This window comes from Klenkia terrae, assembly GCF_037083865.1.
GTDB lineage: Bacteria > Actinomycetota > Actinomycetes > Mycobacteriales > Geodermatophilaceae > Klenkia > Klenkia terrae.
Genome location: NZ_JBAPLV010000015.1, coordinates 20,794 through 46,786, shown reverse-complemented (window position 1 = coordinate 46,786; position 25,993 = coordinate 20,794). Strand labels below are relative to the sequence as shown.

The window sequence follows — 25,993 nt, the reverse complement described above, 5'->3', positions numbered from 1 at the left end:
TGCCTTCCTGTTCTGGTTCGCGACGGGGTGGGTCAGGGGGTGGGCAGGCCGGCGGCGAGGGCGTCCAGCGCCTCGTCGACGACGGCGGCCAGCGGGGTGTCGGGCATCCGGTGCCAGCGCATGACGGCCACCCGGGTCGCCGCGGTCAGCACGGCCGCGACGAGGGCCGGGTAGAGGTCGGCGTCGACGTCGGTGCCCGTGCGGGCCGCGACCGCGCCGGCGATCGACCGCTCGTCGCTGGCCGACAGCTCGACCAGCCGGGGCAGCAGCGCCGGGGTCGCGGCGAAGACGGCGAACCGCGCGCGCCAGGTGCCGGCGTCGGCCTCGAACCGCTCGAGCTCGGTGCGCAGCGCGGCCCGGACGGCGTCCAGCAGGTGCAGCGCCGGGTCCTGCTCGGCCAGCCGCTCCGCCAGGCCCGGCCGGCCGGCGCCCTCGGGCTGCAGCAGCGCCTCCTCCTTGGAGGCGAAGTGGTTGAAGAACGTCCGGTAGGACACGTCGGCGGCCCGGGTGACGTCCTCGACGGTGACGTGGTCGAAGCCGCGCTCGGAGGACAGCCGGAGCACCGCGGCCGCCAGCGCGGCCCGGGTGTCGGCCTTCTTGCGCTCGCGGAGCCCGGTGGTGGTCACCGACGACATCAGACACCTTCGCTGCACACTGTGCAACGTTGCCCAGTGTGCATCCGATCACCGCGCGGCCGACGCCGTCCGGACGGGTCCGGGATGGTTTGATCCCCGAACAGGCACGGGCGTGGAGGGTGGCGGGTGAGCGAGGACAGCGACGCGGTCCCGGCGTCCCAGACGCTGGACCGCGGCATCCGGGTGCTCGAGCACCTGGCGGCGACCCGCGAACCGCAGTCCATCGCCACCGTGGCCGCCGCCGTGGGCGTGCACCGCTCGATCGCCTACCGGCTGCTGCGCACGCTGGAGGCGCACCGGCTGGTCGAGCGGGACGCCGAGGGCAGCTACGGGGTCGGCCTGGGCGTCGTCGGGCTGTCCCGGTCGGTGCGGCGCACCCTGCAGGCCGCCGCTACCCCCGAGCTCGCCCGCCTGGTGCGGGAGCTCGGCATGACCGCGTTCCTGGTGGTCCGGGACGGCGACGAGGCGGTGACGGTGAACGCCGTGGAACCCCGCGACTCCCCCGCGCACGTGGCGTTCCGCCCCGGCAACCGGCACCCGGTCCACCTGGGCGCGACCGGGCTGGCCCTGCTCATCCCCGAGCCCCCCGGCGACGACGACCGGCCGGTGCTGCTGGCCGCGCGCGAGCGGGGCTGGGTGTCGTCGCTGGGCGAGGTCATCGCCGGCATGCGGTCGGTGGCCGCGCCGGTGCGACGTCCCGACGGCTCGGCCGCCGGTGCGCTGGCCGTCATCTTCGTGGACCAGGCCGTGGACGACGGCCAGATCGGCCCGGTGCTGGTGTCCGCCGCCGATCGCGTGTCGGCGGTCCTGGGCTGACTACCGTGCAGGCATGACCGACCCCGCTCCCGACCCCGACCGCGTGGCCGATCCCGACCCCGGCGCGACCCCCGAGAAGCCGAAGACCCCCGTCTGGTGGACGGCGGTCCCGGTGCTCGTGGGCGCCTACGCGGTCTACGGGCTGGCGCAGGGCGACACCGGCTCGATCTGGCCCTGGGGCGACATCGTCATCCTGGTCGTCGCGCTGGTCCTGCTGGGCGTCGTGCTGGCTCCCCGGCTCCGCGGCCGCCGCTGACCCGGTCGGGGAACGACCGGTCCCCGAAGAGGACGGCGCGGGCCACCGCCCGCCCCGGCGGGGTCCGCAGCAGCGGGAACCCGGCGCTCACCAGCGCCGGCGAGCGGACCGCGGACAGGCCCCGGCGCAGCAGCAGGCGGCCGCGGAACCGCTCCGGCAGCGCCGCGCCGTCGTAGCCGGCCAGCACCTCCCGGGACGACGTGCGCAGCGCGCGGTCCAGCACCTCGACGGCCAGCGCGGCCTGCCGCAGGCAGGGGTCCAGGCCACCGGCGGTGAGCGGGGAGACCGCCCCGGCGGCGTCGCCGACCAGCAGCCCGGCCGGCCCGGCGATCCGGCGGAGCAGCCCGCCGACCGGGATCGGGCCGCCGCGCTTCTCCACGTCGTCCGGGCGCGGGACGTCGGCGAGCCCCGGCGCGGTGGCGGCGAACTCCTGCAGCGCCGCCCGCATGCCGCGCGGGAAGCGGTCGGCGTGCCCGGCGACCCCGACGTGGGCGTGCTCGCCGTCGTCGACCACCCAGGCCAGGTAGCCCGGCGCCACCGTGGGGTCCAGCACGCAGTGGAAGGTCGGCGGCCGGTCGTGCCGCGGCACCGGGTAGACCTCCTCGGCGCCGGCCAGCAGCAGCCGGTTGCGGTCCAGCCCGAGGTCCGCGGCGACCCGGGAGCGGGCGCCGTCGGCACCGACCAGGAAGCGGGCCCGGACCCGGCTGGTGCCGCCCGGGCCGACCAGGGTGGCGGTGCCGTCGTCCCACCCGTCGTAGCGGGTGCCCAGGGCGAGCAGCACGCCGGCGTCGACGGCGTCGCGGGCGGCGGCGAGGTAGAGCGGGCCCATGTCACCGACCCGGAACTCCTCCCGCGGGCTGTCCAGCGTCACCGGACCGCGCAGCCCCGGCGGGTAGAGCACCACCCGGTGGATCGGTGGGCCGAGGCAGTCCTCGGGCAGGTCGAAGTCGGCCAGGGTCTTGGCCACGAAGATGCCGGTGGTGCGGATCGCGCCGTCCAGGGCGGCCCGCCGGTCCACCAGCACGACGTCGTGCCCCTGCCGGGCCAGCCCGGTGGCGGTGTGCAGCCCGGCCAGGCCGGCACCGACCACGAGGACGTCGACGGCGGTCACGTGCGGTCGGCGGTGTCGGGGACCCACTCGAGCAGGTCGCCGGGCTGGCAGTCCAGCACCCGGCACATCGCCTCCAGGGTGCTGAACCGCACCGCCTTGGCCCGGCCGTTCTTCAGCACCGCCACGTTGGCCGGGGTCAGGCCGACCAGCTCGGCGAACTCGGTCACCCCCAGCCCGCGCTGCGCCAGCGCCACGTCGATGCGCACCCGGATCGGCATCAGATGACCCCGTCCAGGTCGCTGCGCAGCGCGGTGGCCTGGCGCAGCAGCGAGCGCAGCACCAGCACGACAAGCTCGACGACCACGATGCCGACGAGCACCAGGAAGAGCAGCAGCGGCAGGCCGGGGTCCTCGGCGGCGAACCCGACGAGCACGAAGCCGACCGCGAAGACCGCACCCCCGGCGGCGGTGGCCCGCACGATGAGGTCCACCCAGGGCAGGGCGTCGGTGGTGAAGATGCGGTCGCGCTCGACCATGCCCAGCAGCTTCCAGGTGGCCACCACGACCACCTCGAACCCGAGCAGGGTGCCCACGGCGACCGCGGTCAGCGGCCAGCGCGCCCAGGCCAGGTCGGCGTCCTCGCGGGCCAGGGCGGCGAACTGGCCCGGGAAGGCGAAGGTCTGCAGGAACACCAGCAGGACGAACAGCAGGACGAGGGCGATCCGGAGCAGCGGGACGACCCCGACACGGCGCGACATGCATCGAGTCTCGATAGATACCTATCGAAAGTCAATCGCTTCCCACCCGTGTCGCCCGGGTGGGTCAGACCAGGCCGTGCTCGTGGGCGAAGACGACGACCTGCACCCGGTCGCGCAGGCCGAGCTTGCGCAGCACCGCGCCGACGTGGGTCTTCACGGTGGACTCCGACAGGTAGGCCGCCCGCGCGATCTCGCCGTTGGACAACCCCTGCGCCACCGCGGCGAACACCTCGCGCTCCTTCTCCGTCAGATCACCGAACACCCGCGGCACCGGCGACCGCGCCGGCGGCCGGCTGTCCAGCAGGGTGGCCAGGTCGCGCGGGGCCAGCACGGCGTTGCCGGCGTGCACCGTACGGATCGCGTCGCGCAGCTGCAGCGGCGTCGTGTCCTTGAGCAGGAACCCGCTGGCGCCGTGCCGGATCGCCGTCGCCGCCCGGTCGTCCAGGTCGAAGGTGGTCAGCACCACCACCCGGACCGGGCGGGCCCGGGCGGCCACCGCGTCCGGGGCCAGGATCCGGCGGGTGGCCTCCACGCCGTCCAGCTCGGGCATCCGCAGGTCCATCAGGACGACGTCGGGCGCCAGCTCCTCGACCGCGCGGACCGCCTCGTGGCCGTCGCCGGCCACGCCGACCACGCGCATGCCCTCCTGGGCATCGACGATCACCTGCACGCCGGCGCGGAAGAGCTCCTGGTCGTCGACGAGCAGCACCCGGATGTCGTCGTCCACACCGGCATCCTGCGTCACCGGCGGACCGGCAGCCGGGCGGTGACGGCGAAGCGGTCGGGTCCGGGCTCGACGTCCAGCCGGCCGCCGACCGAGGCGAGGCGGTCCCGCATGCCGACCAGGCCGCGCCCACCCGGGGACGGCGCGGCGCCGTCGGTGCCGTTGGCCACCCGCAGGCACAGGCCGTCGTCCCAGATCCGGTCGACCTGCACCGGGGCGTCCCGCCGGCCGTGCCGCAGGGCGTTGGTGACCATCTCCTGCAGCACCCGGTAGGCCACCTGCGCCAGCTCCGGCGGCAACGGCTGCGGCCGCCCGGTCTGCGCGTCGACGACCTCCCGGCCGCTGCGCCGCACGCCCTCCACCAGGTCGTCGAGGTCGGCGAGCACGACGTCCGGCGTCCGGCCGTCGGACCGGGTGGCCTGCAGCACGGTGCGCACGTCCTGCAGCGAGCTGCGGGCCGACGTCGCGATCACCGCCAGGGTCTGCTTGAGGCGGGCCGGGTCGTCGTCGGGCAGGTACTGGCCGGACTCGGCCTGGGCCAGGATCACCGCCAGGGAGTGCCCGACGACGTCGTGCACGTCGGCGGCCAGCCGGGCCTGGTCGCTGCGCAGCCGGGCGACCTCGGCGCTCTCCTGCTCGCGGGCCTCGGCGGCCAGCTGCTGCTGCTGCGAGGTCCGCGCCCGCACCAGGAACCGGACGGCGAGCCCGGCCAGCCACGGCAGCGCCAGCGTGCCCAGCCCGAGACCGACGACGCCGACCTGCAGCGTGGTGCTGCTGGAGATGAGCGGGGCCAGGGCCTCGCGGAAGCTGCCGCCGCTGCCGGGGAACCAGCCGTCGCGGAACAGCAGCAGGCCGATCAGCACGCCCAGCGGCAACGAGATGCCGGCGACCGCGACGGTGGCCGGCCGGCCCCAGCGGGCCGCGCCGAACGCGACGAGGGCCAGGGCGACCTGGGTGACCAGCGGCGGCACGTAGGTGACCACCTGCAGCGCGCAGGTCAGCCAGGCCAGCCCGATGCCCAGCGACGGCAGCCGCCGCCAGGTGAGGACGGCGGCCACGGTGCCCAGCACCACGGCGGCCAGCTGCGCCCCCTGGCCGGGCAGGAACGGCAACAGCCGGACGACGTCGACCAGCCCGACACCGGCGACGACCAGCGCCGGCAGGGCGTCGACCAGCCAGCCGCGGGGGGCGGGGCCGTCCGGGGGTGGCTGCACAGCACGAGCATCGCTGCCCGCGGCCGATCGGACATCCCCCTGGGGTACCGGTCGGTCGGCACCGGCGGCCCGATCCCGGCACCGCGGGTGGAGGTGGCCGGGGCCCTGGGCGGCGAGCGTGGCTGCATGCCCCGCACCCGCCGTCCCCTGGCCCTGCTCCTGTCGTCGCTGGTGCTGGCCGCCTGCGCCAGCACCGCCGTGGCCGGTTCGCCGTCCCCCACCATGACCACCCCGGAGGGCACGGTGATCGGCCCCGAGGACGGCTACCTGCCCGACGGCACCTCGCTGTCGCCGTTCGACACCAGCCAGGCCGCGGTGTCGAACCTGGAGCGGGCGCTGCTGGACGCCCTGCAGGACGCCACCACCGCGGCGGCCGGGGACGGCGTCCAGGTGCAGGTGACCAGCGGCTGGCGCAGCGCCGCGCTGCAGCAGTCGCTGTTCGACCAGGCCGTGGCCGAGCACGGCAGCGTGGAGGAGGCCCGCCGGTTCGTGCTGAGCCCCGAGCACTCCCAGCACGTCACCGGCCGCGCCGTCGACGTCGCGCCCTACGAGGCGATGGACTGGTTGAGCCGGTTCGGGTCGGACTACGGGCTGTGCCGCACCTACGCCAACGAGGCGTGGCACGTCGAGCTGGCGACCTCGCGCGGCGGCGAGTGCCCGGAACCGCTGGCCGACGCCACGGCCGGGTGATCAGCCGATGCTGGTCAGGCGAGGCCGCGCACGGCCCGCTTGCGCTCGTACATCCCGGTGTCGACGACGGCCAGCGCCTCGTCGACCGACTGGCCGGCGGCCATGACCACCACGCCGACCGAGGCCGAGGTGATCGCCGTCCCGCGTCCGGGGACGGGCACCTCCAGCCGGGCCAACCGCTGCCGCAGCCGGGCGGCCACGGGTCCGCAGCCCGGCGGGAGCAGCGCGACGAACTCGTCGCCGCCCAGCCGGCCGACGACCCCGCCGGGCGGCCGGCACACGCCCTCCACGACCCGGACCACCGCCTGCAGGACGACGTCCCCGGCGGCGTGGCCCAGGGTGTCGTTGACGGACTTGAAGTCGTCCAGGTCCAGCAGCACGACGACGGCGCCCTCGACCGCGATCGCCTCGGCGGCCTCGAAGAACCCGCGCCGGTTGGCGATCGCGGTCAGCGGGTCGGTGCGTGCCTGGTGCTCCAGCTCGTCCTGCAGCGCGGTGCGCCGGTCCACCTCCTGCGCCAGGCGCGCGTTCGCGGCGGCCAACCGGTTCTGCAGCCGGACCCACGGGATGGCCGTGATCGGCGCGATGACCAGCGGCATCAGGAACGGCAGCCCGTGCGCGACCAGCTTCACCGGCAGCGCGTCGAAGGTGAGCCCGAGCGCGAGGTAGGCCAGGTGCGTGATGACGACCGACGCGATCGTGCCGGCGACGACCAGGCGGACCACCGCCCGCACCCCCGACGGTGGGCGGTCGTCCGGTCGGGCGGCATCCGGTCCGGACGTGGTCACGGGGTGATCATCGACCACGACGCGCGATCGGCGTAGAGCTCGACCGGGGGACGCCGCGACGGGAGTGGGCCCCGTGGGGATCGAACCCACAACCCGCGGATTAAAAGTCCGCTGCTCTGCCAGTTGAGCTAGAGGCCCGCGACGGATCGCCGCCCGACGAGCCTACGGTCCCGCGGCGCGACGGCCCGGCGATCCCGTGCCGCGCCCGGTCACCGGGGAGGGATCCGGTCACCGCGTGCCGTGACCGGATCCCTGCCGGGTGACCGACTGCGGCCGCGGTGACCGAACGCAGCCGCCGGGGTCGGTGGTCACCCGTTCAGGGCCCGGTCGGCACCGATCGAGGGATGCCGCGACCACGCAGGGTCACCTAGCGTCGGCGGAGTCCCGGTGCACCCTGCAGGAAGCGAGCACGCCATGACCGGCAAGGACCAGGTCGTCACGACCCGGCCGCTCGTCCGCGGCAGCGTGCTGCCCCAGCGCACCGGGGGCCGACCGCTGCGCGCCCGCCTGCGCCGTCGCCGTCCCGCCCCGGCGCCCTCGGGCCCGAAGCTGCTGGTGCTCGTCCCCGCGCACGACGCCGCTGCGACCGTCGCCGACACCCTCGCCTCGCTGCAGGCGCAGACCCGGGTGCCGCACCGCGTCGTCCTGCTCGCCGACGGCTGCACCGACGACACCGAGCAGGTCGCCCGCCGGTTCCCCGGGGTCACGGTCATGCGCACCGTCGAGAACACCGGCGGTCGCGCCGGCGCGCTGACCCAGGGCTGGCGCCGCTGGCAGACCGGCCACGACCTGGTCGCCGTCGTCGACGCCGACACCGTGCTGGCCCCCGACTGCCTCGAGCTGCTCGTCGCCGACCTGGCCACCGCGCCCCGACCGGGTGCCGCGACCGCCCGCTTCGGGTTCGACCAGGGCCTGGGCTCGACCCCCGTCGCCCGCCTGCTCGTCCGCCGCCACCACCGCGAGCACACCGCCTGGATCACCCGTGGGCTGGCCGGCGACCGGTCCGACCACGCCCTCGGCGGGCAGGTCGCCGTGCTCGACGCCCAGGCCCTCCGCGACCTGACCGCCGAGCAGGGCACCCCGGGACCCTGGACCGGCACCGACGACCAGCTGGTCCGCGCCCTGCGCCGGGCCGGCCGCGACACCCGCACCTCCGCGGGCGCCCGGGCGCACGCCGGTCCGGTGCTCACCCTGCGCACCCTCGCCGGCCACCGGCGGGCCGGCGAGGTGCGGACCGCCCTCGCGCTGCGCACCCGCTTCCGGCGCAGCACCGCGGCCGGGCTGCACCGACCCCAGCTGACCCTGCTGGCCGGCCTCGCCGTCCGGCTCGTCGTGCTCGGCGCGCTGGTCGGGGTGGTCCCGTTCGCGCCGTGGTCCTGGGCGCTGCCGCTGGCCGTCGGCGCGGTCGCCGGGACCGTCCGGGCACTGCGGGCGCCGCACCGCACCGTCGCCGACGTCCTCGGCGGGCTGCTGCTGGTCCCGGCGGAGCTGGACTTCTGGCTGCGGGTCACCGGCACCGCCGGCGCCTGGCTGCAGGTGCTCCGCGGCCGTCCCCGCACCCCCTGATCCGGGGTGGCCGGCTCCCCCTCCGGCCCCCCTCCCCACTAGCCGCAGACCCGGTCCACCAGCTCCTGCAGCTGCGCCCGTTGGTCGTCGGACAGCGGCAGGTCCACCACCGCGGACTCCCCCGCCGCCTCGACGGCCACGGCGAACACGAACGGCTTCTTGGTCTCGGCCAGCACGTGCGGGTCGCAGGTGGCCAGCCCGACCGTGAGCGGCAGGGTCAACTCGTCGTCCCCGTCGGCCAGCGTCGCCGGCAGGTCGGGCACCGCCGGCTCCAGCAGCACGCTGCGCCCCACCGACGAGACGACGACGTCCCCGCCGTCGTCCACCCGGGTGAGGACGACGGACCCGCTGACCCGGTCGCCGTCGGGCACGAGGCCCTCGACGGAGAGCGTGACGTGCTCGGCCAGCCGCTGGGCGGCGCACTCCGCGTCGAACACCAGCTCCAGGTCGTCCCCGGCCAGCGGCACCGTGACCTGCTCCGGCCCGCTCCCCCGGTCGAGCTCGACCACCGCGGCGACCGGCTGGACGGCGGCGGCGCAGTCGACGGCGCCGAACGGCACCGGCAGGTCGATCGTCCGCCGCGGGGCGTAGACCGCCGTCTGCGCGCTCGCCGGCTGCGGCGCGAAGGCCGGGCTGGACAGGGCCACCGAGGTCAGGGTGAAGCCGGCGTCCCCGGTGTCGGTCAGCCGCACGTGGACCTGCCCGCCGACCGCGGCGTCGGTGCGCAGCAGCACCACCTCGCCCTCGACGCCGGGCACCGCGGGCAGGGTCACCGCGGGGGTGTCCGTCGTCGGCGCGGCGGCCGGCGCGTCGGCCGGTGCCGAGCACCCCGCCAGCACCACCAGGAGGACGGCGAGGGAAGGCAGCCCGGACCTCATGCCGCGCACCCTAGAGCGCCGTGTCGGTTGCCTGTGACAACCATCACCGGACTACCGTCCCGCACGGGGAATGCACATCCGTCTCCTGGGTTACCCACGAACGGAGTGCGAAGAGTTCTCCGCACCACCACCGCGAACCTGGAGTCACCGTGACCTGCCCGAGCCTGCTCCGCCGCCACCCCGCGGTGGAGGTCGTCTCCGAGGCGGCCGAGGGTCTCCGGGCGCAGTCGGAGCACCGCGCCGCCCGGCTGGTGCAGCGGCTGCGGGACGGCGACCAGGGCAGCGCCCAGTTCGTCCGGTTCGCCTTCGTCGGCCTGCTGTCCAGCGTGCTCTACGCCGCCCTGTTCGTCGCCTTCGACGGCATCGGCGACCAGCCGGCCAACCTCGTCGGCGCGATCGCCTCCACCCTGCTGGCCAACGAGCTGCACCGCCGGCTCACCTTCCACGCCGGCGACCGCGTCGGCTGGTTCACCGCCCAGTGGGAGGGCGGCGGCCTGGCCGTCGTCGGCCTGGTGGCCACCTCCCTCGCGCTGGCCGGCCTGGACCACCTGGTCGGCGAGGCGTCCTGGCAGGTGCAGGTGCTGCTGATCGGCGCCGTCACCGGGGCCATCGGCGCCGTCCGGTTCGTCGCCCTGCGGGCCTGGGTCTTCACCTCCCGCCAGCTGCGCCACAGCTGATGCGCGGCCCCACCGGGGCCTCGCTACCGTCTCCCCGGTGACCGACCCGACGCCCGCCACCCCGGACGAGGACGCGGACGAGACCCCGGTCGAGACCGTCGAGCGCCGTCCGCGCACCGCGCTGCGGACCACGGTCCGCTGGTTGCAGCGCATCGTCGTGGCGCTGGTCGGCGCCACCCTCGGCGTGCTGCTGCTGGGTCGCGTCGAGGCGCCCATCGGTCCCTTCGACGCCACCGTCGCCTTCACCCCGGCGACCACCGGCGGCGCCGAGCTGGAGATCCCCCCGCTGGGCGCCCTGGCCGTCGACGCCTACGACGGCCCGCTCCGCCTCGACGTCCAGCTGCGCCGGGTGGACCAGCTGCGGGCGCAGGCGCTGGCCACCGACCCCAGCCAGCTCGACGGCGTGGTCGACCGGGTCAGCGCGGACCTGAGGGACGCCGTCACCGAGCTGGCGTGGCGGACCGCCGCCGCCGGGATCGGCGGAGCTGCGCTGTTCTCCCTGGTGGCCCTGCGCCGCCGACGGGAGCCGCTGATCGCCGTCGGCATGTCCACCGTCCTGCTGGCCGGCACCGCCGGGCTGGGCGCCGCGACCTGGCGGCCCGAGGCGCTCAGCCAGCCGACCTACACCGGCCTGCTGGTCAACGCGAACAGCCTGATCGGGAGCGCCCAGGACATCGTGGCCCGCTACGACGCCTACCGAGCCTCCCTGGAGGACCTGGTCACCAACGTCAGCACGCTGTACTCCGCAGTCTCCACGCTGCCCGACCCCAGCGGCACCGGCGAGAGCGTCGCCCTGCTGCACGTCTCCGACATCCACCTGAACCCGGCCGGGGCCGACCTGATCAGCCAGGTCGTCACCCAGTTCGACGTCGACGGCGTGCTGGACACCGGCGACATCGTCGACTGGGGCAGCCCCGCGGAGAACCAGACCTTCGGCTGGATCGGCGACCTCGACGTCCCCTACGTCTACATCCGGGGCAACCACGACTCCGCCGTGACCGCCGCCGCGGTCGCGGCCCAGCCGAACGCCGTGGTCCTCGACGACACCGCGACCACCGTCGCCGGCATCGAGGTCGTGGGCGCACCGGACCCCCGGTTCACCCCGGACAAGGACGCCACCGGGGCCACCGAGACGCTCGAGGAGTCCGGCGAGCAGCTCGCCGACCTCGTCGACACCCTCGACGAGCCGCCGTCGATCGCGCTGGTCCACGACCCGAAGCAGGCCCCGCCGCTGGACGGCCTGGTCGACCTGGTGCTGGCCGGGCACACCCACGAGCGCGAGGTCTCGGTGCTCGACGACGGCACCCGGCTGATGGTCGAGGGCTCCACCGGCGGTGCGGGGCTGCGCGGCCTGCAGGGCGAGGACCCGACGCCGCTGTCGTGCACCGTGCTGTACCTGGACCCGGCCACCGGCGAGCTCACCGCCTACGACGAGATCACCCTCGGTGGGCTCGGCCAGTCCGAGGTCACCATCCAGCGGACCTACGTCGACCCCCTGCCCACCGGCGACGACGAGGACGGCGGGGACGAGGACGGCGAGCCCACGCCCTCGGACGGGCCCACGCAAGGTCCCGCGCAGCCGACCGGCTGACCCCTACGCTGCCGGGCATGACGCCCCTCCGCGCCGCCCGGTTCGCCGTCCCGCTGCTCGCCGCCGTCGCCGTGGCCGGCTGCTCGCTCACGTCGAACAACGTGAGCTGCTCGGGCAACGAGTGCACGGCGACCCTCACCGGCTCGGGCAGCGAGGCGACGATCCTGGGCAACTCCCTGGTCTTCGCCGGCACGCAGGACGGCCGGGCCACGCTGTCCGTCGGCGACGCCGAGGTCTCCTGCGCGGCCGGGGAGTCCGTCACCGCCGGCCCGCTGTCGCTGACCTGCACCTCGGTGGAGGACGACAGCGTGGAGCTGACCGCCAGCCTCGGCTAGTCCTGCACGTCGACGACGATGCGGCTCGGGCCGGTCAGCGCGTAGACCCGGAACGGCCGCTCCGCGTCCAGCCCGACGTAGGCCAGCGCCTGGCCCTCGAACGTCGAGTCGAACCAGACGCCCTGCACCGGACCGCCCTGGCCCGGGTAGGCGCCCCGGCCCACCTCGGTGACCTCCGGCGCCTCGTAGGGGTTGGTGATCCCGGTCAACGTGACCCGCAGGAACGTCGTCCCGGGCACGTCGACCGGCTCGCCGCTGCCCTCGGCCGTCGCGGCGTCGACGTAGGCGACGTCCCAGCCCGGGGCCGCGCTGCCCGACACCTCGAACACGACCCGGTCGAAGCCGTCCTGGTCCCCCACCCGGAGTGCGGTGACCACGGTCGGTCCCTCGCCGGCGGTCGCCTCGCCGGTGTCCGGGGAGGTGTCGGCCGGGAAGGTCGACGGCTGCGCACCGCCGGCGCCCTCGGGGTCGCTGCCGCTGGGCGTCGCCGTGCCCGGTGCGGAGGTCGACGTCGCCGACGTCGCCGCGGCCGACGACGTGGCGCCGGCCTCCTCGGCGTCCCCTCCGCCGCACCCGGCCAGCAGGACCAGGGCGGACAGCGGGACGGCGGCCATGCCTCGGGCCAGAGCGGAGCGGCGCATGCGCCCACAGTGGCAGCCCCGGCGCGCGGGACGGGAGACCGGCGCGCGGTCGGCTCGCCCGGACAGGTGAGGCTGCCCTGCCGTTTCGGCCGGGCCACCACCGGGGAGTGCCCCCGGCGTCCCGCCCGCCCACCGGAAGGTCCCCCGTGCTCGACGTCACCGACTTCATCCTCGAGGACCACCACACCATGCGCCGCCAGTTCGCCCTGCTCGACGACGTCTGGGACGACCCGCGCGCGCTGGGCCTGGTCTGGAAGGGCCTGGCCCGCCTGCTCGACGTGCACGCCGCGTGCGAGGAGGAGGTGTTCTACCCCTACCTGCTGAAGTACGGCGACTCCGGCGACGACGACAGCACCGAGGGCGACGTCGTCGACGAGACCGACGACGCGATCGGCGACCACGACGAGATCCGGGACGCCGTGGCCGCTGCAGGCAAGGAGGAGCCGGGCACCGAGGCCTGGTGGACAGCGGTGCGCAAGGCCCGCGAGGAGAACGACGACCACCTGGCCGAGGAGGAGCACGACGCGCTGCCGGACTTCCGCCGCAACGCCTCCGTCGAGCTGCGCGCGGAGCTGGCGCTGCGCTGGCTGGACTGGCGCTACGCGCACGACTCCGGCGAGGGGATCACCTACGACAAGGACCCCGAGGCCTACATCGCGGAGTACCGGGCGCACCCGGTCGCCGACCCGGTCGACCACCCGGTGGCGGCCACCTCGGTGACCCACGGCTGACGTCCCCGCGACCCGCGCGGCCCCCCTGTCACGGGGGGCCGCACCGGGCATGTATGGTTCTCCATGCCTCCAGCGAGCACGAGCCCTCATCGTCTAGTGGTCCAGGACGCCGCCCTTTCAAGGCGGTAGCACGGGTTCGAACCCCGTTGGGGGCACGCACCACAGCAGCACAAGCAAGGCCCTGTAGCGCAGTTGGTTAGCGCGCCGCCCTGTCACGGCGGAGGTCGCGGGTTCGAGTCCCGTCAGGGTCGCCGACCGATGTCCACGGATCACACCCGGGGATGCCGGCAGCGGGCCAGGTAGCTCAGTCGGTACGAGCGCTCGCCTGAAAAGCGAGAGGTCGGCGGTTCGACCCCGCCCCTGGCCACACCCTCCCTGCATTCCCCCGGTCACAGCGACGGCACAGTCCGCGCACCGGCCCCCAATGGTCCCGGCCGGGACAGTCCTCCTCCTCACCCCGAGGAGGACCCGTGGACCCGATCGACCCCCGCCGCACCGGCATCCGCCGGCTGCGGCTGACCACCGTCGCGGTCGCCGGCAGCGCCCTGGTGGGCACCGCGGCGCTGACCGTCGTGGTCGCCCAGGCCCACCCTGCCGCCGCCACGTCGGCGGAGTCCGCGTTCGGCGGCTCCTCCGCCGTCGAGCCGGCCCCGGGCGCACCCAGCGGGCTCGGGCACGCCTCCGGGGACGCCGACGCCTCGAGCGGCGCCTCGTGACCGCGGTCCGGGAGCGGGCCGTCGCCACCGCCGACTGGACCGCCTGGACCTGCCGGGTCCGGCTGGCCGTCACCGACCCGGCAGCGCTGGCTCCCGCGACGGCTCTCGTCCGCGCCGAACTCGACGCGGTGGACCTGGCCTGCAGCCGGTTCCGGCCCGACTCCGAGCTCGCCGCCGTCGACGCCGCTGCCGGGCGCTGGACGACGGTGGGCCCGCTGCTGGCGCAGGCGTTGGCGGTGGCGCTGCGGGCGGCCCGGCTGACCGGCGGCGCCGTCGACCCCACCGTCGGCGGGGCGATGGTGGCGCTCGGCTACGACCGGGACCTGGACGCCGTCGACCCCGGGTCCGTGCCGCCGGTGCTCGCCCCGGTGGCCGGGTGGCAGACCGTGGAGCTGGACGTCGACGCCGGTCGGGTACGGGTGCCCTACGGCGTCCGGCTCGACCTGGGCGCGACCGCCAAGGCGTGGACCGCCGACCGGGCAGCGGCCGCCGTCGCCCGGGCGGCCGGCGCCGGGGCCCTGGTCTCCATCGGCGGGGACGTCGCCGTGGCCGGGCCCGCCCCGGTCGGCGGGTGGCGGGTCCGGGTGGAGGACGTCGCCGGCGACCCGACCGACCCCGGGTCCCCCGGTTCGGCGGTGGTGTCCCTCACCGACGGCGGCCTGGCCACCTCCGGCACCCGCGCCCGGCGCTGGCTGCACGGCGGCGTCGAGGTGCACCACCTGCTGGACCCGCGGACCGGGCTGCCCGCGGCACCGTTCTGGCGCACCGTGGGCGTCGCGGCCGACAGCTGCGCCGGCGCCAACGCCGCGAGCACCGCCGCCGTCGTCCTCGGGCAGGCCGCGGTGCCGTGGTTGGGCCGGCTGGGCCTGCCGGCCCGGCTGGTCAGCGAGCACGGCGACGTCCTCACCACCGGGGGGTGGCCGGCGTGAGCGTGCTCTCCGACGGCGGGTTCCTCTGGTACCTCAACCGCTCCACCGGCCTGGTCGCCCTGCTGCTGATGACCCTGACCGTCGTGCTGGGCGTCGTCGTCCGGCGCCGCGGCCGGCTGCCCGGGCTGGCCCGCTACGGCGTCGTGGGCCTGCACCGCAACGTCTCGCTGGTCTCGACGGTGCTGCTGGTCGTGCACGTGGCCAGCGCCGTCGTGGACGGCTACGTGAGCATCGGCTGGCTGGACACCGTGGTGCCCTTCGTGGCCGGCTACGAGTCGCTGTGGGTGGGGCTGGGCACGCTGGCCGTCGACGTCCTGCTGGTCGTGGTCGCCACCAGCCTGCTCCGCGGCCGGCTGCCCGTCCGGGCGTGGCGGGCGGTGCACCTGACGTCCTACGCCCTCTGGCCGCTGGCGTTCGCGCACGGCCTGGGCGCCGGCACCGACCTGGGGTCCGGCTGGTTGCTCGCCGGCGCGCTGGCCTGCGCCGCCGCGGTCGCCGCCGCCACCGGCGTCGCCGTGGCCGACCGGCTGCGGTCCCGCTCCGCCCTCGACCGCGCCCCCGCCGCCCTGGCGCAGGCCCGCGCCGCCCTCGCCACCGGCCGCCCCGCGGCCGCCTCCCGGAACAGGTGATCCCGATGAGCGCCCCACCCCTGACCCGCGGACTGCTCGGCACCGGCGAACCCGGGCTGACCGGCCACCTGACCGCCCACGGGCCGCTGCCCGCGGTGGCCGACCTGGCCGCCGCGGCCGGTGACCACACCGGCCGCGGCGGAGCCGGGTTCCCGACCGCGCGCAAGCTGCGTGCGGTCACCGACGCCGCGCGGGCCACCGGCCGGGCCGCGGTGGTGGTCGGCAACGGCGGGGAGGGCGAGCCGGCCGCGGCCAAGGACGCCGTCCTGCTGGCGCGCTCGCCGCACCTGGTGCTCGACGGGCTGCACCTGGCCGGCCGGGCCGTCGGTGCCGACACCCTGGTGCTGGCCGCGGCGCACGCCGCGCTGCCTGGCCTGGACCGGGCGCTGGCCGAGCGCGGGGACCGCGCCCGGGTCCGGCTGGTCGGCCTGCCGGACCGGTTCCTGGCCGGGGAGGAGTCGGCGCTGGTCTCCGTCGTGGACGGCGGTCCGCCGCTGCCCCGCACGAAGGTGCCGCCGGTCCGCGAACGAGGCGTCGGGGGCCGGCCCACCCTGGTGCTCAACGTCGAGACCCTCGCCCGGCTCGCGCTGCTGGCCCGCGGGGACGACGCCGGCGGGCACACCCTGGTCACCCGGCACACCGCCGGCCCGCACGGCCGGGTCACCGACGTCGCCGAGGTCCCGGTGGGATCCCGCCTGGCCGACGTGCTGCCGCTGGCGGGCGCCCGGGCGGTGCTCGTCGGCGGCTACCACGGGAGCTGGCTGCCGACCCCGGTGGCGGCCGACCTCAGCCTGGACCGGGACTCCCTCGCCTGCGCGGGAGCATCGCTCGGCGCCGGCGTGCTGGCCGCCCTCCCCGCGGACCGGTGCGGCCTGCGGGAGACCGCCTCGGTCGTGGCCCACCTGGCCGCGCAGTCGGCGGGGCAGTGCGGGCCGTGCCTGAACGGCCTGCCCCGGATCGCGGCTGCCCTGGAGCTGCTGGCCCGGCCGGCCCCGGCGCCCCACGGCCTCCTCGACGACGTCCACCGCTGGTCCGGGCTCGTCGTCGGGCGCGGGGCCTGCAGCCACCCCGACGGCAGCGTCCGCTTCGTGGCCAGCGCCCTGCGGGTGTTCGCCCCCGAGCTGGCTGCGCACGCGGCGGGCCGGTGCTCGGCGACGACGGCCGCCCCGTTCCTGCCGGTCCCGGGCGGTGCCCGGTGAGCGAGCGGCTGCGGGTGGACCCGGTCGCCTGCACCGGGCACGGGGCCTGCGCCGACCTGCTGCCCGAGGTGGTCCGGCTCGACGAGTGGGGCTACCCGCTGCTGGCGCCCGGCGACCTGCCCGCTGGGCTGCACCGGCCGGCCCGCCGCGCGGTGGCCGCCTGCCCGGCCCGTGCGCTGCTCCTGGACCGCCTGGTCGAGCCTGGTCCGGGCACCGGACCTGGACAGACACTTCCTGGACAGCTCACAGGAAGTGCGCAGGATCGGGCTCCACAGTGGTGACCATGACCGCGATGGACACCCGCCCCGTCACCAGCTCCCGGGCCCAGCTGACCCGCCCCGACGGCAGCGCCCTGCGGGTGCTCGTCGTCGACGACGAGCGCTCCATCTGCGAGCTGCTCTCCCTGGCCCTGCGCTACGAGGGCTGGGACGTCCGCACCGCCTCCGACGGCACCGAGGCGGTCAAGGTCTCCCGCGACTTCCGCCCCGACGCGGTCGTGCTGGATGTCATGCTCCCCGACATGGACGGCCTGGAGGTGCTGCGCCGGCTGCGCGCGGACTCCCCGCTGGTGCCGGTGGTCTTCCTGACCGCCAAGGACGCCGTCGAGGACCGCATCGCCGGGCTGACCGCCGGTGGCGACGACTACGTGACCAAGCCGTTCTCCCTCGAGGAGGTCGCCGCCCGCCTGCGCGGCCTGCTGCGCCGCACCTCCCGCGTGGTGGCCGACGACGGCCTGCTGGTCGTCGGTGACCTGACGCTGGACGAGGAGTCGCACGAGGTCACTCGCGGCGGGGACGACATCCGGCTCACCGCCACCGAGTTCGAGCTGCTGCGCTACCTGATGCGCAACCCCAAGCGCGTGCTGTCCAAGGCCCAGATCCTGGACCGCGTGTGGCAGTACGACTTCGGCGGCCAGGGCAACATCGTCGAGCTCTACATCTCCTACCTGCGCCGCAAGATCGACGCCGGCCGCACCCCGATGATCCACACGCTGCGGGGCGCCGGCTACGTGATCAAGCCCGCCCCCGCCGCCTGACGGGACACGTGACGCCCCCGACCGCGCCCGCAGCAGGACCCGCCCGACGGCGGGCCTCGCTGCGGGCGCGGTTGCTGGTGGCGTTCGTCGTCCCCACGCTGCTGGTCCTCGTGGTGGTCGCCTTCGCCTCGACCGCCGTCCTGCGGCACGAGCTCATGCGGCAGGTCGACGACCGGCTCGCCGCGGCCGGCTCCCGGACCGAGCAGGTCGCCGGCGACTACGACGACGACCCGCCGGCGCCCCCGGCCGGCGAGCAGCAACCCGCCGACTACTTCGGCCCCGGGCAGGGCGAGGGCACGCTGATCGCCAGCTTCGCCGACGGCGTGTGCACCTACTCCGGGGTGATCGAGCGGACCGGCGAGAAGCGCACCCTCGGCGATGCGCAGGTCGCCGCCCTCGACGGGGTGAGCGGGGACTGGTCCCCCACCACCGTCGACCTGGGCGACGGGCTCGGCGAGTACCGGGTGGTCGGGTCCACCACCCCGTCCGGCGAGCTCGTCGTGACCGGGCTGCCGCTGGGCAGCGTCGACCAGGCCGTCGGCTCGCTCATCGTGGTCGAGGTCGTGGCCGGGCTGGTGGCGCTGCTGGCCGCCGTGGTGGCCGCCGCGGTCGTCATCCGGCGCACCCTGCGCCCGCTGGACCGGGTCGCCTCGACCGCCACCCGGGTGGCGGAGCTGCAGCTGTCCACCGGGGAGGTGCAGCTGGCCGAGCGGGTGCCCCCGGAGGACACCGACACCCGCACCGAGGTCGGCCAGGTCGGCACCGCGCTCAACCGGCTGCTGGACCACGTCGAGGGCTCGCTCGCCGCCCGGCAGGCCTCGGAGACCCAGGTCCGCCAGTTCGTCGCCGACGCCAGCCACGAGCTGCGCACCCCGCTGGCCTCGATCCGCGGCTACGCGGAGCTGGTCCGCCGCCAGCACGCCGACGTCGAGCCCGAGGTCGGGCATGCGCTGCGGCGGGTGGAGTCCGAGGCGGTCCGCATGTCCGGGCTGGTCGAGGACCTGCTGCTGCTGGCCCGGCTGGACGCCGGACGCGACCTGGTCACCGAGGAGGTAGACCTGGCCGCCCTCGTCGTGGACACCGTCTCCGACGCCCACGTGGCCGGCCCCGACCACACCTGGCGGGTCGACCTGCCCGACGTGGGCGTGCTGGTGCCCGGCGACGGCGCCCGCCTGCACCAGGTGCTGGCCAACCTGCTGGCCAACGCCCGCACGCACACCCCCGCCGGGACGACGGCGACCGCCCGACTGCGCACCGAGGGCGGCTGGGCCGTGCTGCAGGTCGAGGACGACGGCCCGGGCATCCCGCCCGACCTGGCCGCCCACGTGTTCGAGCGCTTCGCCCGCGGCGACTCCTCCCGCTCGAGGCAGGCCGGGTCCACCGGCCTGGGCCTGGCCATCGTGAGCGCGGTGGTCGGCGCCCACGAGGGCACGGTGACCGTCACCAGCCAGCCCGGCCGCACCGTCTTCACCGTGCGCCTGCCGCACGCCACCGAGGTCGCGGCCGACCCCGAGTCCGACCTCGACGGTGACACCGACGACCTGCTCCTTGACGACCGGTGACCGCGGACGCTTGATCGTCGCCGGGGCGGGTAGGGGACGTAGGTGACGAATCCCACCGATCCGCCGCCCTCCGCCGTCCCCGCCGGGGGCGAGCTGCCCGTCCCCGACGTCACGGTCGAGCGGACCGCGCAGGACACCGTGCGGGTCACGGTCACCGGAGAGTTCACCGCCGAGGCCCGCCGCCCGGTCATCCGGACCGTCACCGACCTGCTGCTGGGCGAGGACCCGCCGTCCCACCTGCTGCTGGACCTCAAGCCCGTCACCTTCCTGAACTCCGCGGGCCTGTCCACGGTGGTGCAGCTGCACCGCATGCTGGAGGGGCGCGGCTCCGAGCTGGAGCTGCTGGTCGGCAGCACCGTCGTGGCCCGGCCGCTGCAGCTGTCCGGGCTCTGGCACCGCTTCCACGTCCGCGACGAGCGGGCCCCCGGCTCCTGAGTCAGCCGGGCCCGGCGCGCAGCGCCCGGGTCATGCTCTGCAGGGCCGCGAAGGCCGTCGACCGCTCGGCCGGCGTCAGCCCGGACAGCATCCGGAGCTCCACGGACCGGACGGCGGCGGTCGCCGCCGCCAGGCTCTGCCGCCCGCGCGGGGTGAGCCGGGCCGGGAGCACCTTGCCGACGGCGGCCTCCGCCGGGCGGCTCACGTAGCCGTCCCGCTCCAGCCCGTGCACCAGGACGTTCATGGACTGCCGGGTGACAAACGCGCCGCGGGCGAGCTCGGAGTTCGACGAGCCCGGGCGCTGGGCCAGCAGCTCCAGGCAGGAGTAGTGCGTGATGGTCATGCCCAGCGGCCGCAGCACCTCCTCCATCGCCGCGCGGAGCGCGCTGGCGGCCTCCTTGAGCAGGTAGCCCATCGACGTCGGCAGGTCGATGCCTCGACTCATGTCAGCATCCTGACATAGCGTCTGCGTGTCAGACAACTGACACGTACCCGAGGAGCGCACCCATGCCGGTCACCGGCCCCGACTTCATCTCCCTGCAGGTCAGCGATCTGAACGCTGCCCAGGCGTTCTACGAGCAGTACCTCGGCCTGGTCCGCTCCCCCGCCGGCCCCCCGCACGCGGTCGTGTTCACCACGACGCCGATCGCGTTCGCGCTCCGCAGCCCGCTGCCCGGGGTCGACCTCGGCTCCCTCCCCCAGCCCGGCATCGGCGCCGCGGTCTGGCTGCACGCCACCGACGTCCAGGACATCCACGACGCACTGGCCGCCGACGGGCACCGGATCGTCTCCGCACCGATCGACGGCCCCTTCGGCCGGACGTTCACCTTCGCCGACCCCGACGGCTACCACGTGACCCTGCACGACCGCGCCTGAGCAGGGTCAGAAGGCGTAGCGGACGGTCAGCCAGGGCGTCCGCTCGGCGACGAGGTCGAGCAGGCGCTGCACCCAGACAGCCTTCCAGCGGGCCCGGTAGCGCACGTTGTCCATCCCGTTCTGCGAGCGCTTGACCTCCTGGACGTCGGGGCGCCAGAGCACCTCCTCCCCGCGCGGGTGCCACCCGAGGTTGACCTCGTGCAGGCCGGCGTTGTGGGTCAGGAAGATGACCTCCGCGGCGCACTGCGCCTTGGCCCGCGGGCTCAGCACGTCGTCCAGGTGGTCCAGCAGGGCGGCCCACTCCTCGAGCCAGCCCTCGTGCACGATCACCGGCGAGAGGTTGAGGTGCACCTCGTAGCCGGCGGCCACGAAGTCGTCGACGGCGGCGACCCGGTCGCGCACCGGGTCGGTCCGCACGTCGACCAGCTTCGCCATCGCCTCGGGCATCACCGAGAAGCGCACCCGGGTGCGGCCCTGCGGGTCCAGGTCGAGCAGGTCCCGGTTGACGTGCTTGGTGGCGAAGCTGGCCTTGGCCGTCGGCATCGCGGCGAAGGCGGTGACGAGGTCCGCGACGTTGTCCGACACCCGGGCGTCGACGCTGGCGTCGCTGTTCTCGCCGATGTCGTAGACCCAGGCGGTCGGGTCGCACTGGTCGGGCGCGGCCTTGACCCCCTGCCGGGCGACGTGCCGCTGCAGGTAGCCCACGACCTCGTCGATGTTGGCGTAGACGGTGATCGGGTTGGCGTAGCCCTTGTGCCGCGGCACGTAGCAGTACCCGCAGGCCATCGCGCAGCCGTTGGCCGTGGAGGGCGCGATCCAGTTGGCCGACCTCTCGTTGCGCCGCGCGGTCAGGGTCTTGCGGACGCCGAGGGCGAGCACCTCGGTCTTGGTCCGCACCCAGCGCTCCACGCTGGTGTCGGCACCGTGCACCTGCGGGATGCGCAGCGCGGACTCGACCTCCACCACCTCGGCCTCGGGCCACCGGGAGACCACCTGCTGCCCGCGCGGCAGCGCCAGGGCGGCCGGCTCGGCGTAGATGGTCCGCACCTGCAGCAGGTCGCGCCGGTCGGTGCCCACCACCCCATCGTCGTCGCCGGTCGGGCTGCCCGCACGGCTACGGTGCCCGCTGTGACGCAGGCGCTGGACGACGGACCGTTCTTCCACGGGACCAAGGCCGACCTCCGGGTGGGCGACCTGCTGACGGCCGGGTTCCGGTCCAACTACCGGCCCGAGGTCGTGATGAACCACGTCTACTTCACCGCCCTCCGCGACGGCGCCGGGCTGGCCGCGGAGCTCGCCGCCGGCGACGGGGTGCCGCGGGTCTACGCCGTCGAGCCGACCGGGGCGTTCGAGGACGACCCGAACGTGACCGACAAGAAGTTCCCGGGCAACCCCACCCGGTCCTACCGCAGCGCCGCCCCGCTCCGGGTCACCGGCGAGGTCACCGACTGGACGCGGCTGGCGCCGGAGGCGCTGCAGGCCTGGCGGGACCGCCTGGCCGCGCTCCGCGCCGACCAGCGCGGCGAGATCATCAACTGACCCCGAGGGCGGGACGACGAAGGCTGCGCAGGCCGGTGCGGATCTCCTCGACCAGGATCCCGGGCTGCTCCATCGCGGCGAAGTGGCCACCGCGCGGGGCCTCGCCGAGGTGCACCAGGTCGGCGTAGGTGTCCTGGATCCAGCTGCGGGGCAGCCGCGGGACGTCCCGCGGGAACACGGTCACCGCGACCGGCAGCTCGAGCCGCGGGCCGGCCATGGTGGCCGCCCTGTTCTCCCAGTAGATCCGGGCAGAGGACGCGGCGCTGTTGGTGAACCAGTGCAGCGAGATGGCGTCGAGCATGGTGTCGACGTCCAGGGCGTCCTCGGCGAGCCCGTCGTTGTCCGTCTTGGACTGGAACTTCTCGTAGATCCAGGCCGCCTGGCCGACCGGGGAGTCCGCCAGGGCGAACCCGACGGTCTGCGGTCGGGTGCCCTGCAGGTGGTTGGAGCCACCGAGCTCACCGCCGTAGCGGGCCAGGCCCGCCACGGCCCGGCGCTCGTCGTCGGAGAGCTCGTCGGGGATCTGCGCGGGGAAGGCGTACTGCGTGTTGAGGTGGATCCCGAGCAACCCGGCCGGTCGCAGCGCCCCGAGGGTCGTGGTCACGACGGCGCCCCAGTCCCCGCCCTGGGCCGCCCACTCCTCGTACCCGAGCCGGGTCATCAGCTCCACCCAGGCGTGCGCCACCCGGGTGACGTCCCACCCGGTCCCGGTGGGCTTGCCGGAGAACCCGGAGCCGGGCAACGCCGGCGCGACGACGTGGAAGGCGTCCGCGGCGTCGCCGCCGTGGGCCACCGGATCGGTGAGCGGGCCGATCACCTGCATGAACTCGACGATCGACCCCGGCCAGCCATGGGTCAGCAGCAACGGCACCGCGTCCGGGTGCGGTGACCGGACGTGGACGACGTGGATGTCCAGCCCGTCGATCGTGGTGAGGAACTGCGGGAAGGCGTTGAGCGCGGACTCGAACCGGCGCCAGTCGTAGTCCTCCTGCCAGTAGCGGACCAGCGACCGCAGGTCCCCGGAACGGACGCCCTGCGACCAGTCGTCGACGGTCTCGGGGTCCGGCCAGCGGGTGTCGGCCAGGCGCCGACGCAGGTCCGCGAGCGCGGAGTCCGGCACGGCGGCGACGAAGGGTCGGAGCTCGGGTGCGGGCACGGTTCCTCCTGGGGTCCTCTGCACATCGGTGTGCAATGCACACTGCTGTGCAAGTTACCGATCTGCACACCGCTGTGCAAGACTCGCCGCGTGGTCGTCTACAACCGGACCCGGATCCTCGACGTGGCGCTCGAGGTGCTCGGGCAGGACCCCGACGCCGCGATGGCCGACATCGCCGCGGCGGCCGGTGTGGTGCGCCGGACCGTCTACGGCCACTTCCCCTCCCGCACGGACCTGGTGCTGACCCTCACCCGGCAGGCCGCGGGGGAGCTGTCGGGCACCCTCGCCGACGCCGAGGTCGAGGCGTCCGGGAGCACGGCGGACACCGTCTGGGCGGGCTTCGTCGGCCGGGTGTGGCCGCTGGCCCGCCGCTACCGGTTGCTGCTGGCGCTGCGCCGCGGCGAGCACGGCCCGGACATCCACGCGCTGCTCGCCCCGGTCGAGGAGACCCTCGCCGACCTGGTGCGCCGGGGCCAGGACGAGGGGGTGCTCGGCCGGCACCTGCCCGCGCGCGTGCTCAGCCAGCTGGCCTTCTCGACCGTCTTCACCGTCGCGGAGAACGCCCTGTCCGACCCTGCCCTGGACGCCGCGGCGGCCACCGTCACCAGCCTGCTCGTGCTGGGTGTCCCCGCCGAGCGCGCGCGGACCCTCGCCGGGGCCTGAGCCGGAGCTCAGGCCGGGACGACCGCCGGGACGGCGCCCTCCGCCAGCGTGACCCGGCCCTTGCCGTGCTGCTTGGAGCTGTACATGGCCGCGTCGGCCCGCTGCAGCAGCTCCTCGGCCGACTCCCGCCCGGTGCGGGTCAGGGCGACGCCGAGGCTGGCGCCGACCTGGGCCGGTCCGCAGGCCAGCTGCACCGGCCGGCTGACCGACTCGCGCAGCCGGCGGGCCAGCGCCAGCACCGGGCCGCGGTCGCCGCCGTCGGAGCAGACCACGACGAACTCGTCGCCGCCGAGGCGGGCGAGCACGTCGTCGGGCCGCAGGCAGTGCGCCAGCCGCGCCGCGACGACGACGAGCAGGTCGTCACCGGCGGCGTGCCCGAGGCGGTCGTTGACGGCCTTGAAGCCGTCGAGGTCGATGAACAGCGCGGCGACGCCGGGACCACCGGCCCGGGCGCGGGCCAGCGACTGGCCCAGGTGGTGCACCAGCGCGACCCGGTTGGGCAGCCCGGTGAGCGGGTCCTCCTCGGCCCGCCGGCGCAGCTGGTCGTGCAGGTCGCGCATCTCGGTGGAGGACACCTCGATCGAGCGCTCGAGGGTGTACCGGTCCTCGTCGGCCTCGGCGTAGGCCCGGGACACCACGGCGAGCAGGTCGGCCCACTGGCCGTCGTCCGGGGTGCCGTCGATGCCCAGCCGGCGCAGCTGGCGGGTCAGCAGCCGGTGCAGGTCGGGCGGGGGGCGGTCACCGCTCACGGATCACCGACACGGTCATCGTCTGGTTCTGCATCGTCGCGCCGCCGCGGGTCGCGGTGGTCAGCTCGCCGTAGGAGTAGAAGCCGACGGTGACCGGCGGCGGCCCGCCGTCGCCGAGGGCCTCGGCGACGGCCTCGAGCTCCTCCTCGCAGCGCTGCCCCAGCACCAGGCGACGGCCCACGCAGCTGACGACGAGGGCGAACGCGTCGCCGTCCCCGGCGCCGAGCCGGGCGATCTCGGCGGCCTCCTCGGCGGCGCCGACCAGCCGGTCGGTGCTGCTGCGCATGAGCTGGGCGCGGGAGCCCTCGGGCACCTCGCCGGCGAAGGTGATCGACTGCTCGTCGGCGTCCACGGCCAGCACGGTGCGCACGGACTCGTGGTCGGCGCCGGGCGGCCGGACGCCCAGCGGGAAGAGCAGGGCGGTGGCCGGCAGGCCACTGGCCCGGTCGCCGAGGTAGGTGCGGTAGAGCTCGAGGGCCGGGCGGTGGTCGAGCTCGTGGACGACCGTGCCGCGGGAGCGGGTGACGACGCGCTCGGGGCCCAGGACCGACCAGCCGCCGCGGGCACCGTGGCCCACCTCCACGGCGTCGCCGGCCAGGCCGACCGCGACGACGTGGCCGCCGACCGGCACGCCGTCGACGAGCACCCAGGTGCTGGCGAACCGGTCGCCGTCGCCGGCGAGGCCGCCGACCACGACCGTGCCGACGGGCAGGCCGGCGGACAGGCCGTCGGCCAGCGCCGAGCCGTTGACCTGCAGGCCCTCGCTCAGCACCAGGACAGCGGCGAGGTCGGCGTCGTGGTCGGCCAGGCGCTTGCCCAGCAGCAGGCCCACGTCGCGGGAGTCGTCGGCGGTGACCGGGGCGGTCTCCACGTGCACCCGGGTCGCGGCGAAGCGGAGGACGGCGACGGTGAGGGTGTCGTCGTGCAGCTCGCTGCCGGACACCTCGCCGGACGTCGAGCAGCCGGCGAGCGAGGAGGTCGGGTAGGCCGCGCGCAGGTCGGCCAGGGCGGGGTGGCCGGGCTCGTGCCGCAGACCGCTGGGACCGAGCACCAGGACCAGGGTGGCCGGGCCGTCCCACGCGGGGAGGGGCGCCGACCAGCCGGTCGGGGAGGCCCATCGGCCCGAGAACACGTCCATCGTCACCCTCCACGGG

The 25,993-nt window shown here is 75.7% G+C and carries 33 protein-coding genes and 4 tRNA genes; 22 read left to right on the top strand and 15 right to left on the bottom strand.

All coding sequences use genetic code 11. The annotated features are described in order from the left end of the window. Window positions 1-32: 32 nt before the first annotated feature. Entirely contained in the window at window positions 33-635 is a 603-nt protein-coding gene (locus UXQ13_RS14330; RefSeq protein ID WP_336392467.1) for an acyl-CoA-like ligand-binding transcription factor, read from the bottom strand. A 126-nt stretch (window positions 636-761) separates the two neighbouring features. Here UXQ13_RS14330 and UXQ13_RS14325 point away from each other — a divergent pair, with 126 nt between their 5' ends. Together UXQ13_RS14325 and UXQ13_RS14320 are read left to right on the top strand one after the other, a co-directional pair. Beyond that, window positions 762-1,451, top strand: coding sequence for an IclR family transcriptional regulator (locus UXQ13_RS14325; protein ID WP_263639363.1), 690 nt, complete (start codon window positions 762-764; stop codon window positions 1,449-1,451). A gap of 13 nt (window positions 1,452-1,464) precedes the next feature. Next, the gene (locus UXQ13_RS14320; protein ID WP_225233085.1) at window positions 1,465-1,707 is read left to right on the top strand and encodes a hypothetical protein; all 243 of its coding nucleotides are present in this window, start codon (window positions 1,465-1,467) and stop codon (window positions 1,705-1,707) included. Here UXQ13_RS14320 and UXQ13_RS14315 read toward each other — a convergent pair. From UXQ13_RS14315 to UXQ13_RS14295, 5 genes are all read right to left on the bottom strand, one after another. Then, complete coding sequence (locus UXQ13_RS14315) at window positions 1,640-2,818, bottom strand: NAD(P)/FAD-dependent oxidoreductase (RefSeq protein WP_225233086.1); 1,179 nt, start codon at window positions 2,816-2,818, stop codon at window positions 1,640-1,642. The genes UXQ13_RS14320 and UXQ13_RS14315 overlap by 68 nt on opposite strands. Beyond that, window positions 2,815-3,036, bottom strand: a complete 222-nt coding sequence (locus UXQ13_RS14310; protein WP_225233087.1) for a helix-turn-helix domain-containing protein — start codon at window positions 3,034-3,036, stop codon at window positions 2,815-2,817. Before UXQ13_RS14310 ends, UXQ13_RS14315 begins: the two co-directional genes overlap by 4 nt. After that, window positions 3,036-3,515, bottom strand: a complete 480-nt coding sequence (locus UXQ13_RS14305) for a DUF2975 domain-containing protein (RefSeq protein ID WP_225233088.1) — start codon at window positions 3,513-3,515, stop codon at window positions 3,036-3,038. The genes UXQ13_RS14310 and UXQ13_RS14305 overlap by 1 nt, the downstream gene beginning before the upstream one ends. A gap of 64 nt (window positions 3,516-3,579) precedes the next feature. Beyond that, window positions 3,580-4,242, bottom strand: coding sequence for a response regulator (locus tag UXQ13_RS14300; RefSeq protein ID WP_225233089.1), 663 nt, complete (start codon window positions 4,240-4,242; stop codon window positions 3,580-3,582). Between the two features lie 14 nt (window positions 4,243-4,256). Continuing rightward, window positions 4,257-5,453, bottom strand: coding sequence for a sensor histidine kinase (locus UXQ13_RS14295; protein WP_225233090.1), 1,197 nt, complete (start codon window positions 5,451-5,453; stop codon window positions 4,257-4,259). Between the two features lie 126 nt (window positions 5,454-5,579). Here UXQ13_RS14295 and UXQ13_RS14290 point away from each other — a divergent pair, with 126 nt between their 5' ends. Next, window positions 5,580-6,143, top strand: a complete 564-nt coding sequence (locus tag UXQ13_RS14290; RefSeq protein ID WP_225233091.1) for a M15 family metallopeptidase — start codon at window positions 5,580-5,582, stop codon at window positions 6,141-6,143. A gap of 14 nt (window positions 6,144-6,157) precedes the next feature. Here UXQ13_RS14290 and UXQ13_RS14285 read toward each other — a convergent pair whose 3' ends face one another. Together UXQ13_RS14285 and UXQ13_RS14280 are read right to left on the bottom strand one after the other, a co-directional pair. Continuing rightward, window positions 6,158-6,931: a GGDEF domain-containing protein gene (locus tag UXQ13_RS14285; protein WP_225233092.1), complete on the bottom strand. Its 774-nt coding sequence runs from the start codon at window positions 6,929-6,931 to the stop codon at window positions 6,158-6,160. 65 nt (window positions 6,932-6,996) lie between these two features. Continuing rightward, window positions 6,997-7,069, bottom strand: a tRNA-Lys gene (locus UXQ13_RS14280). A gap of 276 nt (window positions 7,070-7,345) precedes the next feature. On the opposite strand from UXQ13_RS14280, the gene UXQ13_RS14275 reads away from it, so the two are divergent. Further along, window positions 7,346-8,497, top strand: coding sequence for a glycosyltransferase family 2 protein (locus tag UXQ13_RS14275; RefSeq protein WP_336392466.1), 1,152 nt, complete (start codon window positions 7,346-7,348; stop codon window positions 8,495-8,497). 38 nt (window positions 8,498-8,535) lie between these two features. On the opposite strand, the gene UXQ13_RS14270 is transcribed toward UXQ13_RS14275, so the two are convergent. Then, window positions 8,536-9,375 (bottom strand): hypothetical protein, encoded by an 840-nt coding sequence (locus UXQ13_RS14270; RefSeq protein ID WP_225233094.1) that lies wholly within the window; start codon window positions 9,373-9,375, stop codon window positions 8,536-8,538. Window positions 9,376-9,524: 149 nt separating this feature from the next. Between UXQ13_RS14270 and UXQ13_RS14265 the strand changes: the two genes are divergently transcribed. Genes UXQ13_RS14265 through UXQ13_RS14255 form a run of 3 tightly spaced genes read left to right on the top strand, consistent with a single transcriptional unit; the run spans window position 9,525 to window position 11,978 of the window. Then, window positions 9,525-10,052, top strand: a complete 528-nt coding sequence (locus UXQ13_RS14265; protein ID WP_225233095.1) for a GtrA family protein — start codon at window positions 9,525-9,527, stop codon at window positions 10,050-10,052. Window positions 10,053-10,089: 37 nt separating this feature from the next. Beyond that, window positions 10,090-11,643, top strand: a complete 1,554-nt coding sequence (locus UXQ13_RS14260; RefSeq protein ID WP_225233096.1) for a metallophosphoesterase family protein — start codon at window positions 10,090-10,092, stop codon at window positions 11,641-11,643. Window positions 11,644-11,660: 17 nt separating this feature from the next. Then, window positions 11,661-11,978, top strand: coding sequence for a hypothetical protein (locus UXQ13_RS14255; protein WP_225233097.1), 318 nt, complete (start codon window positions 11,661-11,663; stop codon window positions 11,976-11,978). Here the strand turns inward: UXQ13_RS14255 and UXQ13_RS14250 are convergent. Next, window positions 11,975-12,619, bottom strand: coding sequence for an AMIN-like domain-containing (lipo)protein (locus tag UXQ13_RS14250; protein ID WP_225233098.1), 645 nt, complete (start codon window positions 12,617-12,619; stop codon window positions 11,975-11,977). The genes UXQ13_RS14255 and UXQ13_RS14250 overlap by 4 nt on opposite strands. Window positions 12,620-12,765: 146 nt before the next feature. Here UXQ13_RS14250 and UXQ13_RS14245 point away from each other — a divergent pair, with 146 nt between their 5' ends. The 12 genes from UXQ13_RS14245 (at window position 12,766) to UXQ13_RS14190 (ending at window position 19,856) form a co-directional block, all read left to right on the top strand. Further along, window positions 12,766-13,350 carry a hemerythrin domain-containing protein gene (locus UXQ13_RS14245; protein WP_225233099.1) on the top strand — a complete coding sequence of 195 codons (585 nt, stop codon included), beginning with the start codon at window positions 12,766-12,768 and terminating at the stop codon, window positions 13,348-13,350. Window positions 13,351-13,432: 82 nt separating this feature from the next. Next, window positions 13,433-13,505 (top strand) — tRNA-Glu (locus UXQ13_RS14240). A gap of 22 nt (window positions 13,506-13,527) precedes the next feature. Further along, a tRNA-Asp gene (locus tag UXQ13_RS14235) sits at window positions 13,528-13,601 on the top strand. Between the two features lie 42 nt (window positions 13,602-13,643). Then, a tRNA-Phe gene (locus UXQ13_RS14230) sits at window positions 13,644-13,717 on the top strand. Between the two features lie 103 nt (window positions 13,718-13,820). Next, entirely contained in the window at window positions 13,821-14,066 is a 246-nt protein-coding gene (locus tag UXQ13_RS14225; protein WP_225233100.1) for a hypothetical protein, read from the top strand. After that, window positions 14,063-14,995: an FAD:protein FMN transferase gene (locus tag UXQ13_RS14220; RefSeq protein ID WP_225233101.1), complete on the top strand. Its 933-nt coding sequence runs from the start codon at window positions 14,063-14,065 to the stop codon at window positions 14,993-14,995. The genes UXQ13_RS14225 and UXQ13_RS14220 overlap by 4 nt, the downstream gene beginning before the upstream one ends. Then, window positions 14,992-15,624: a ferric reductase-like transmembrane domain-containing protein gene (locus tag UXQ13_RS14215; RefSeq protein ID WP_336392465.1), complete on the top strand. Its 633-nt coding sequence runs from the start codon at window positions 14,992-14,994 to the stop codon at window positions 15,622-15,624. The genes UXQ13_RS14220 and UXQ13_RS14215 overlap by 4 nt, the downstream gene beginning before the upstream one ends. A 5-nt stretch (window positions 15,625-15,629) precedes the next feature. After that, on the top strand, window positions 15,630-16,823 hold the full coding sequence (locus UXQ13_RS14210; RefSeq protein WP_336392464.1) for an NADH-ubiquinone oxidoreductase-F iron-sulfur binding region domain-containing protein: 1,194 nt from the start codon (window positions 15,630-15,632) through the stop codon (window positions 16,821-16,823). After that, complete coding sequence (locus UXQ13_RS14205) at window positions 16,820-17,104, top strand: ferredoxin (RefSeq protein WP_225233104.1); 285 nt, start codon at window positions 16,820-16,822, stop codon at window positions 17,102-17,104. The genes UXQ13_RS14210 and UXQ13_RS14205 overlap by 4 nt, the downstream gene beginning before the upstream one ends. Before the next feature lie 2 nt (window positions 17,105-17,106). After that, window positions 17,107-17,859 carry a response regulator transcription factor gene (locus UXQ13_RS14200; RefSeq protein WP_419146490.1) on the top strand — a complete coding sequence of 251 codons (753 nt, stop codon included), beginning with the start codon at window positions 17,107-17,109 and terminating at the stop codon, window positions 17,857-17,859. An 8-nt stretch (window positions 17,860-17,867) separates the two neighbouring features. Next, on the top strand, window positions 17,868-19,421 hold the full coding sequence (locus UXQ13_RS14195) for a sensor histidine kinase (RefSeq protein ID WP_225233105.1): 1,554 nt from the start codon (window positions 17,868-17,870) through the stop codon (window positions 19,419-19,421). Between the two features lie 42 nt (window positions 19,422-19,463). Continuing rightward, window positions 19,464-19,856: an STAS domain-containing protein gene (locus tag UXQ13_RS14190; RefSeq protein ID WP_225233106.1), complete on the top strand. Its 393-nt coding sequence runs from the start codon at window positions 19,464-19,466 to the stop codon at window positions 19,854-19,856. Between the two features lies 1 nt (window position 19,857). On the opposite strand, the gene UXQ13_RS14185 is transcribed toward UXQ13_RS14190, so the two are convergent. After that, entirely contained in the window at window positions 19,858-20,301 is a 444-nt protein-coding gene (locus UXQ13_RS14185) for a MarR family winged helix-turn-helix transcriptional regulator (RefSeq protein WP_225233107.1), read from the bottom strand. Between the two features lie 62 nt (window positions 20,302-20,363). Here UXQ13_RS14185 and UXQ13_RS14180 point away from each other — a divergent pair, with 62 nt between their 5' ends. Beyond that, window positions 20,364-20,732, top strand: coding sequence for a VOC family protein (locus tag UXQ13_RS14180; protein WP_225233108.1), 369 nt, complete (start codon window positions 20,364-20,366; stop codon window positions 20,730-20,732). A 6-nt stretch (window positions 20,733-20,738) separates the two neighbouring features. Here UXQ13_RS14180 and UXQ13_RS14175 read toward each other — a convergent pair whose 3' ends face one another. Then, a complete protein-coding gene (locus UXQ13_RS14175) occupies window positions 20,739-21,809 on the bottom strand; it encodes a spore photoproduct lyase family protein (RefSeq protein ID WP_225233109.1) in 1,071 nt (356 codons plus the stop codon). Window positions 21,810-21,860: 51 nt separating this feature from the next. On the opposite strand from UXQ13_RS14175, the gene arr reads away from it, so the two are divergent. After that, a complete protein-coding gene (gene arr, locus UXQ13_RS14170; RefSeq protein ID WP_225233110.1) occupies window positions 21,861-22,271 on the top strand; it encodes an NAD(+)--rifampin ADP-ribosyltransferase in 411 nt (136 codons plus the stop codon). Here arr and UXQ13_RS14165 read toward each other — a convergent pair. After that, window positions 22,264-23,427, bottom strand: coding sequence for an epoxide hydrolase family protein (locus tag UXQ13_RS14165; protein ID WP_225233111.1), 1,164 nt, complete (start codon window positions 23,425-23,427; stop codon window positions 22,264-22,266). The genes arr and UXQ13_RS14165 overlap by 8 nt on opposite strands. Window positions 23,428-23,517: 90 nt before the next feature. On the opposite strand from UXQ13_RS14165, the gene UXQ13_RS14160 reads away from it, so the two are divergent. Continuing rightward, on the top strand, window positions 23,518-24,090 hold the full coding sequence (locus UXQ13_RS14160) for a TetR/AcrR family transcriptional regulator (protein ID WP_225233112.1): 573 nt from the start codon (window positions 23,518-23,520) through the stop codon (window positions 24,088-24,090). 8 nt (window positions 24,091-24,098) lie between these two features. Here the strand turns inward: UXQ13_RS14160 and UXQ13_RS14155 are convergent, their stop codons facing one another. Further along, window positions 24,099-24,839, bottom strand: a complete 741-nt coding sequence (locus UXQ13_RS14155) for a GGDEF domain-containing protein (protein WP_225233113.1) — start codon at window positions 24,837-24,839, stop codon at window positions 24,099-24,101. Next, window positions 24,829-25,977 carry an FIST signal transduction protein gene (locus UXQ13_RS14150; protein WP_225233114.1) on the bottom strand — a complete coding sequence of 383 codons (1,149 nt, stop codon included), beginning with the start codon at window positions 25,975-25,977 and terminating at the stop codon, window positions 24,829-24,831. The genes UXQ13_RS14155 and UXQ13_RS14150 overlap by 11 nt, the downstream gene beginning before the upstream one ends. Window positions 25,978-25,993 lie beyond the last annotated feature (16 nt).

Excerpts from the sequence above, each read along its gene's own strand:
- UXQ13_RS14330 (WP_336392467.1), bottom strand. The coding sequence starts at position 635 with ATGTCGTCGGTGACCACCACCGGGCTCCGCGAGCGCAAGAAGGCCGAC.
- UXQ13_RS14320 (WP_225233085.1), top strand. The coding sequence starts at position 1,465 with ATGACCGACCCCGCTCCCGACCCCGACCGCGTGGCCGATCCCGACCCC.
- UXQ13_RS14310 (WP_225233087.1), bottom strand. The coding sequence starts at position 3,036 with ATGCCGATCCGGGTGCGCATCGACGTGGCGCTGGCGCAGCGCGGGCTG.
- UXQ13_RS14305 (WP_225233088.1), bottom strand. The coding sequence starts at position 3,515 with ATGTCGCGCCGTGTCGGGGTCGTCCCGCTGCTCCGGATCGCCCTCGTC.
- UXQ13_RS14290 (WP_225233091.1), top strand. The coding sequence starts at position 5,580 with ATGCCCCGCACCCGCCGTCCCCTGGCCCTGCTCCTGTCGTCGCTGGTG.
- UXQ13_RS14275 (WP_336392466.1), top strand. The coding sequence starts at position 7,346 with ATGACCGGCAAGGACCAGGTCGTCACGACCCGGCCGCTCGTCCGCGGC.
- UXQ13_RS14270 (WP_225233094.1), bottom strand. The coding sequence starts at position 9,375 with ATGAGGTCCGGGCTGCCTTCCCTCGCCGTCCTCCTGGTGGTGCTGGCG.
- UXQ13_RS14255 (WP_225233097.1), top strand. The coding sequence starts at position 11,661 with ATGACGCCCCTCCGCGCCGCCCGGTTCGCCGTCCCGCTGCTCGCCGCC.
- UXQ13_RS14250 (WP_225233098.1), bottom strand. The coding sequence starts at position 12,619 with ATGCGCCGCTCCGCTCTGGCCCGAGGCATGGCCGCCGTCCCGCTGTCC.
- UXQ13_RS14210 (WP_336392464.1), top strand. The coding sequence starts at position 15,630 with ATGAGCGCCCCACCCCTGACCCGCGGACTGCTCGGCACCGGCGAACCC.
- UXQ13_RS14200 (WP_419146490.1), top strand. The coding sequence starts at position 17,107 with ATGACCGCGATGGACACCCGCCCCGTCACCAGCTCCCGGGCCCAGCTG.
- UXQ13_RS14185 (WP_225233107.1), bottom strand. The coding sequence starts at position 20,301 with ATGAGTCGAGGCATCGACCTGCCGACGTCGATGGGCTACCTGCTCAAG.
- UXQ13_RS14180 (WP_225233108.1), top strand. The coding sequence starts at position 20,364 with ATGCCGGTCACCGGCCCCGACTTCATCTCCCTGCAGGTCAGCGATCTG.
- UXQ13_RS14150 (WP_225233114.1), bottom strand. The coding sequence starts at position 25,977 with ATGGACGTGTTCTCGGGCCGATGGGCCTCCCCGACCGGCTGGTCGGCG.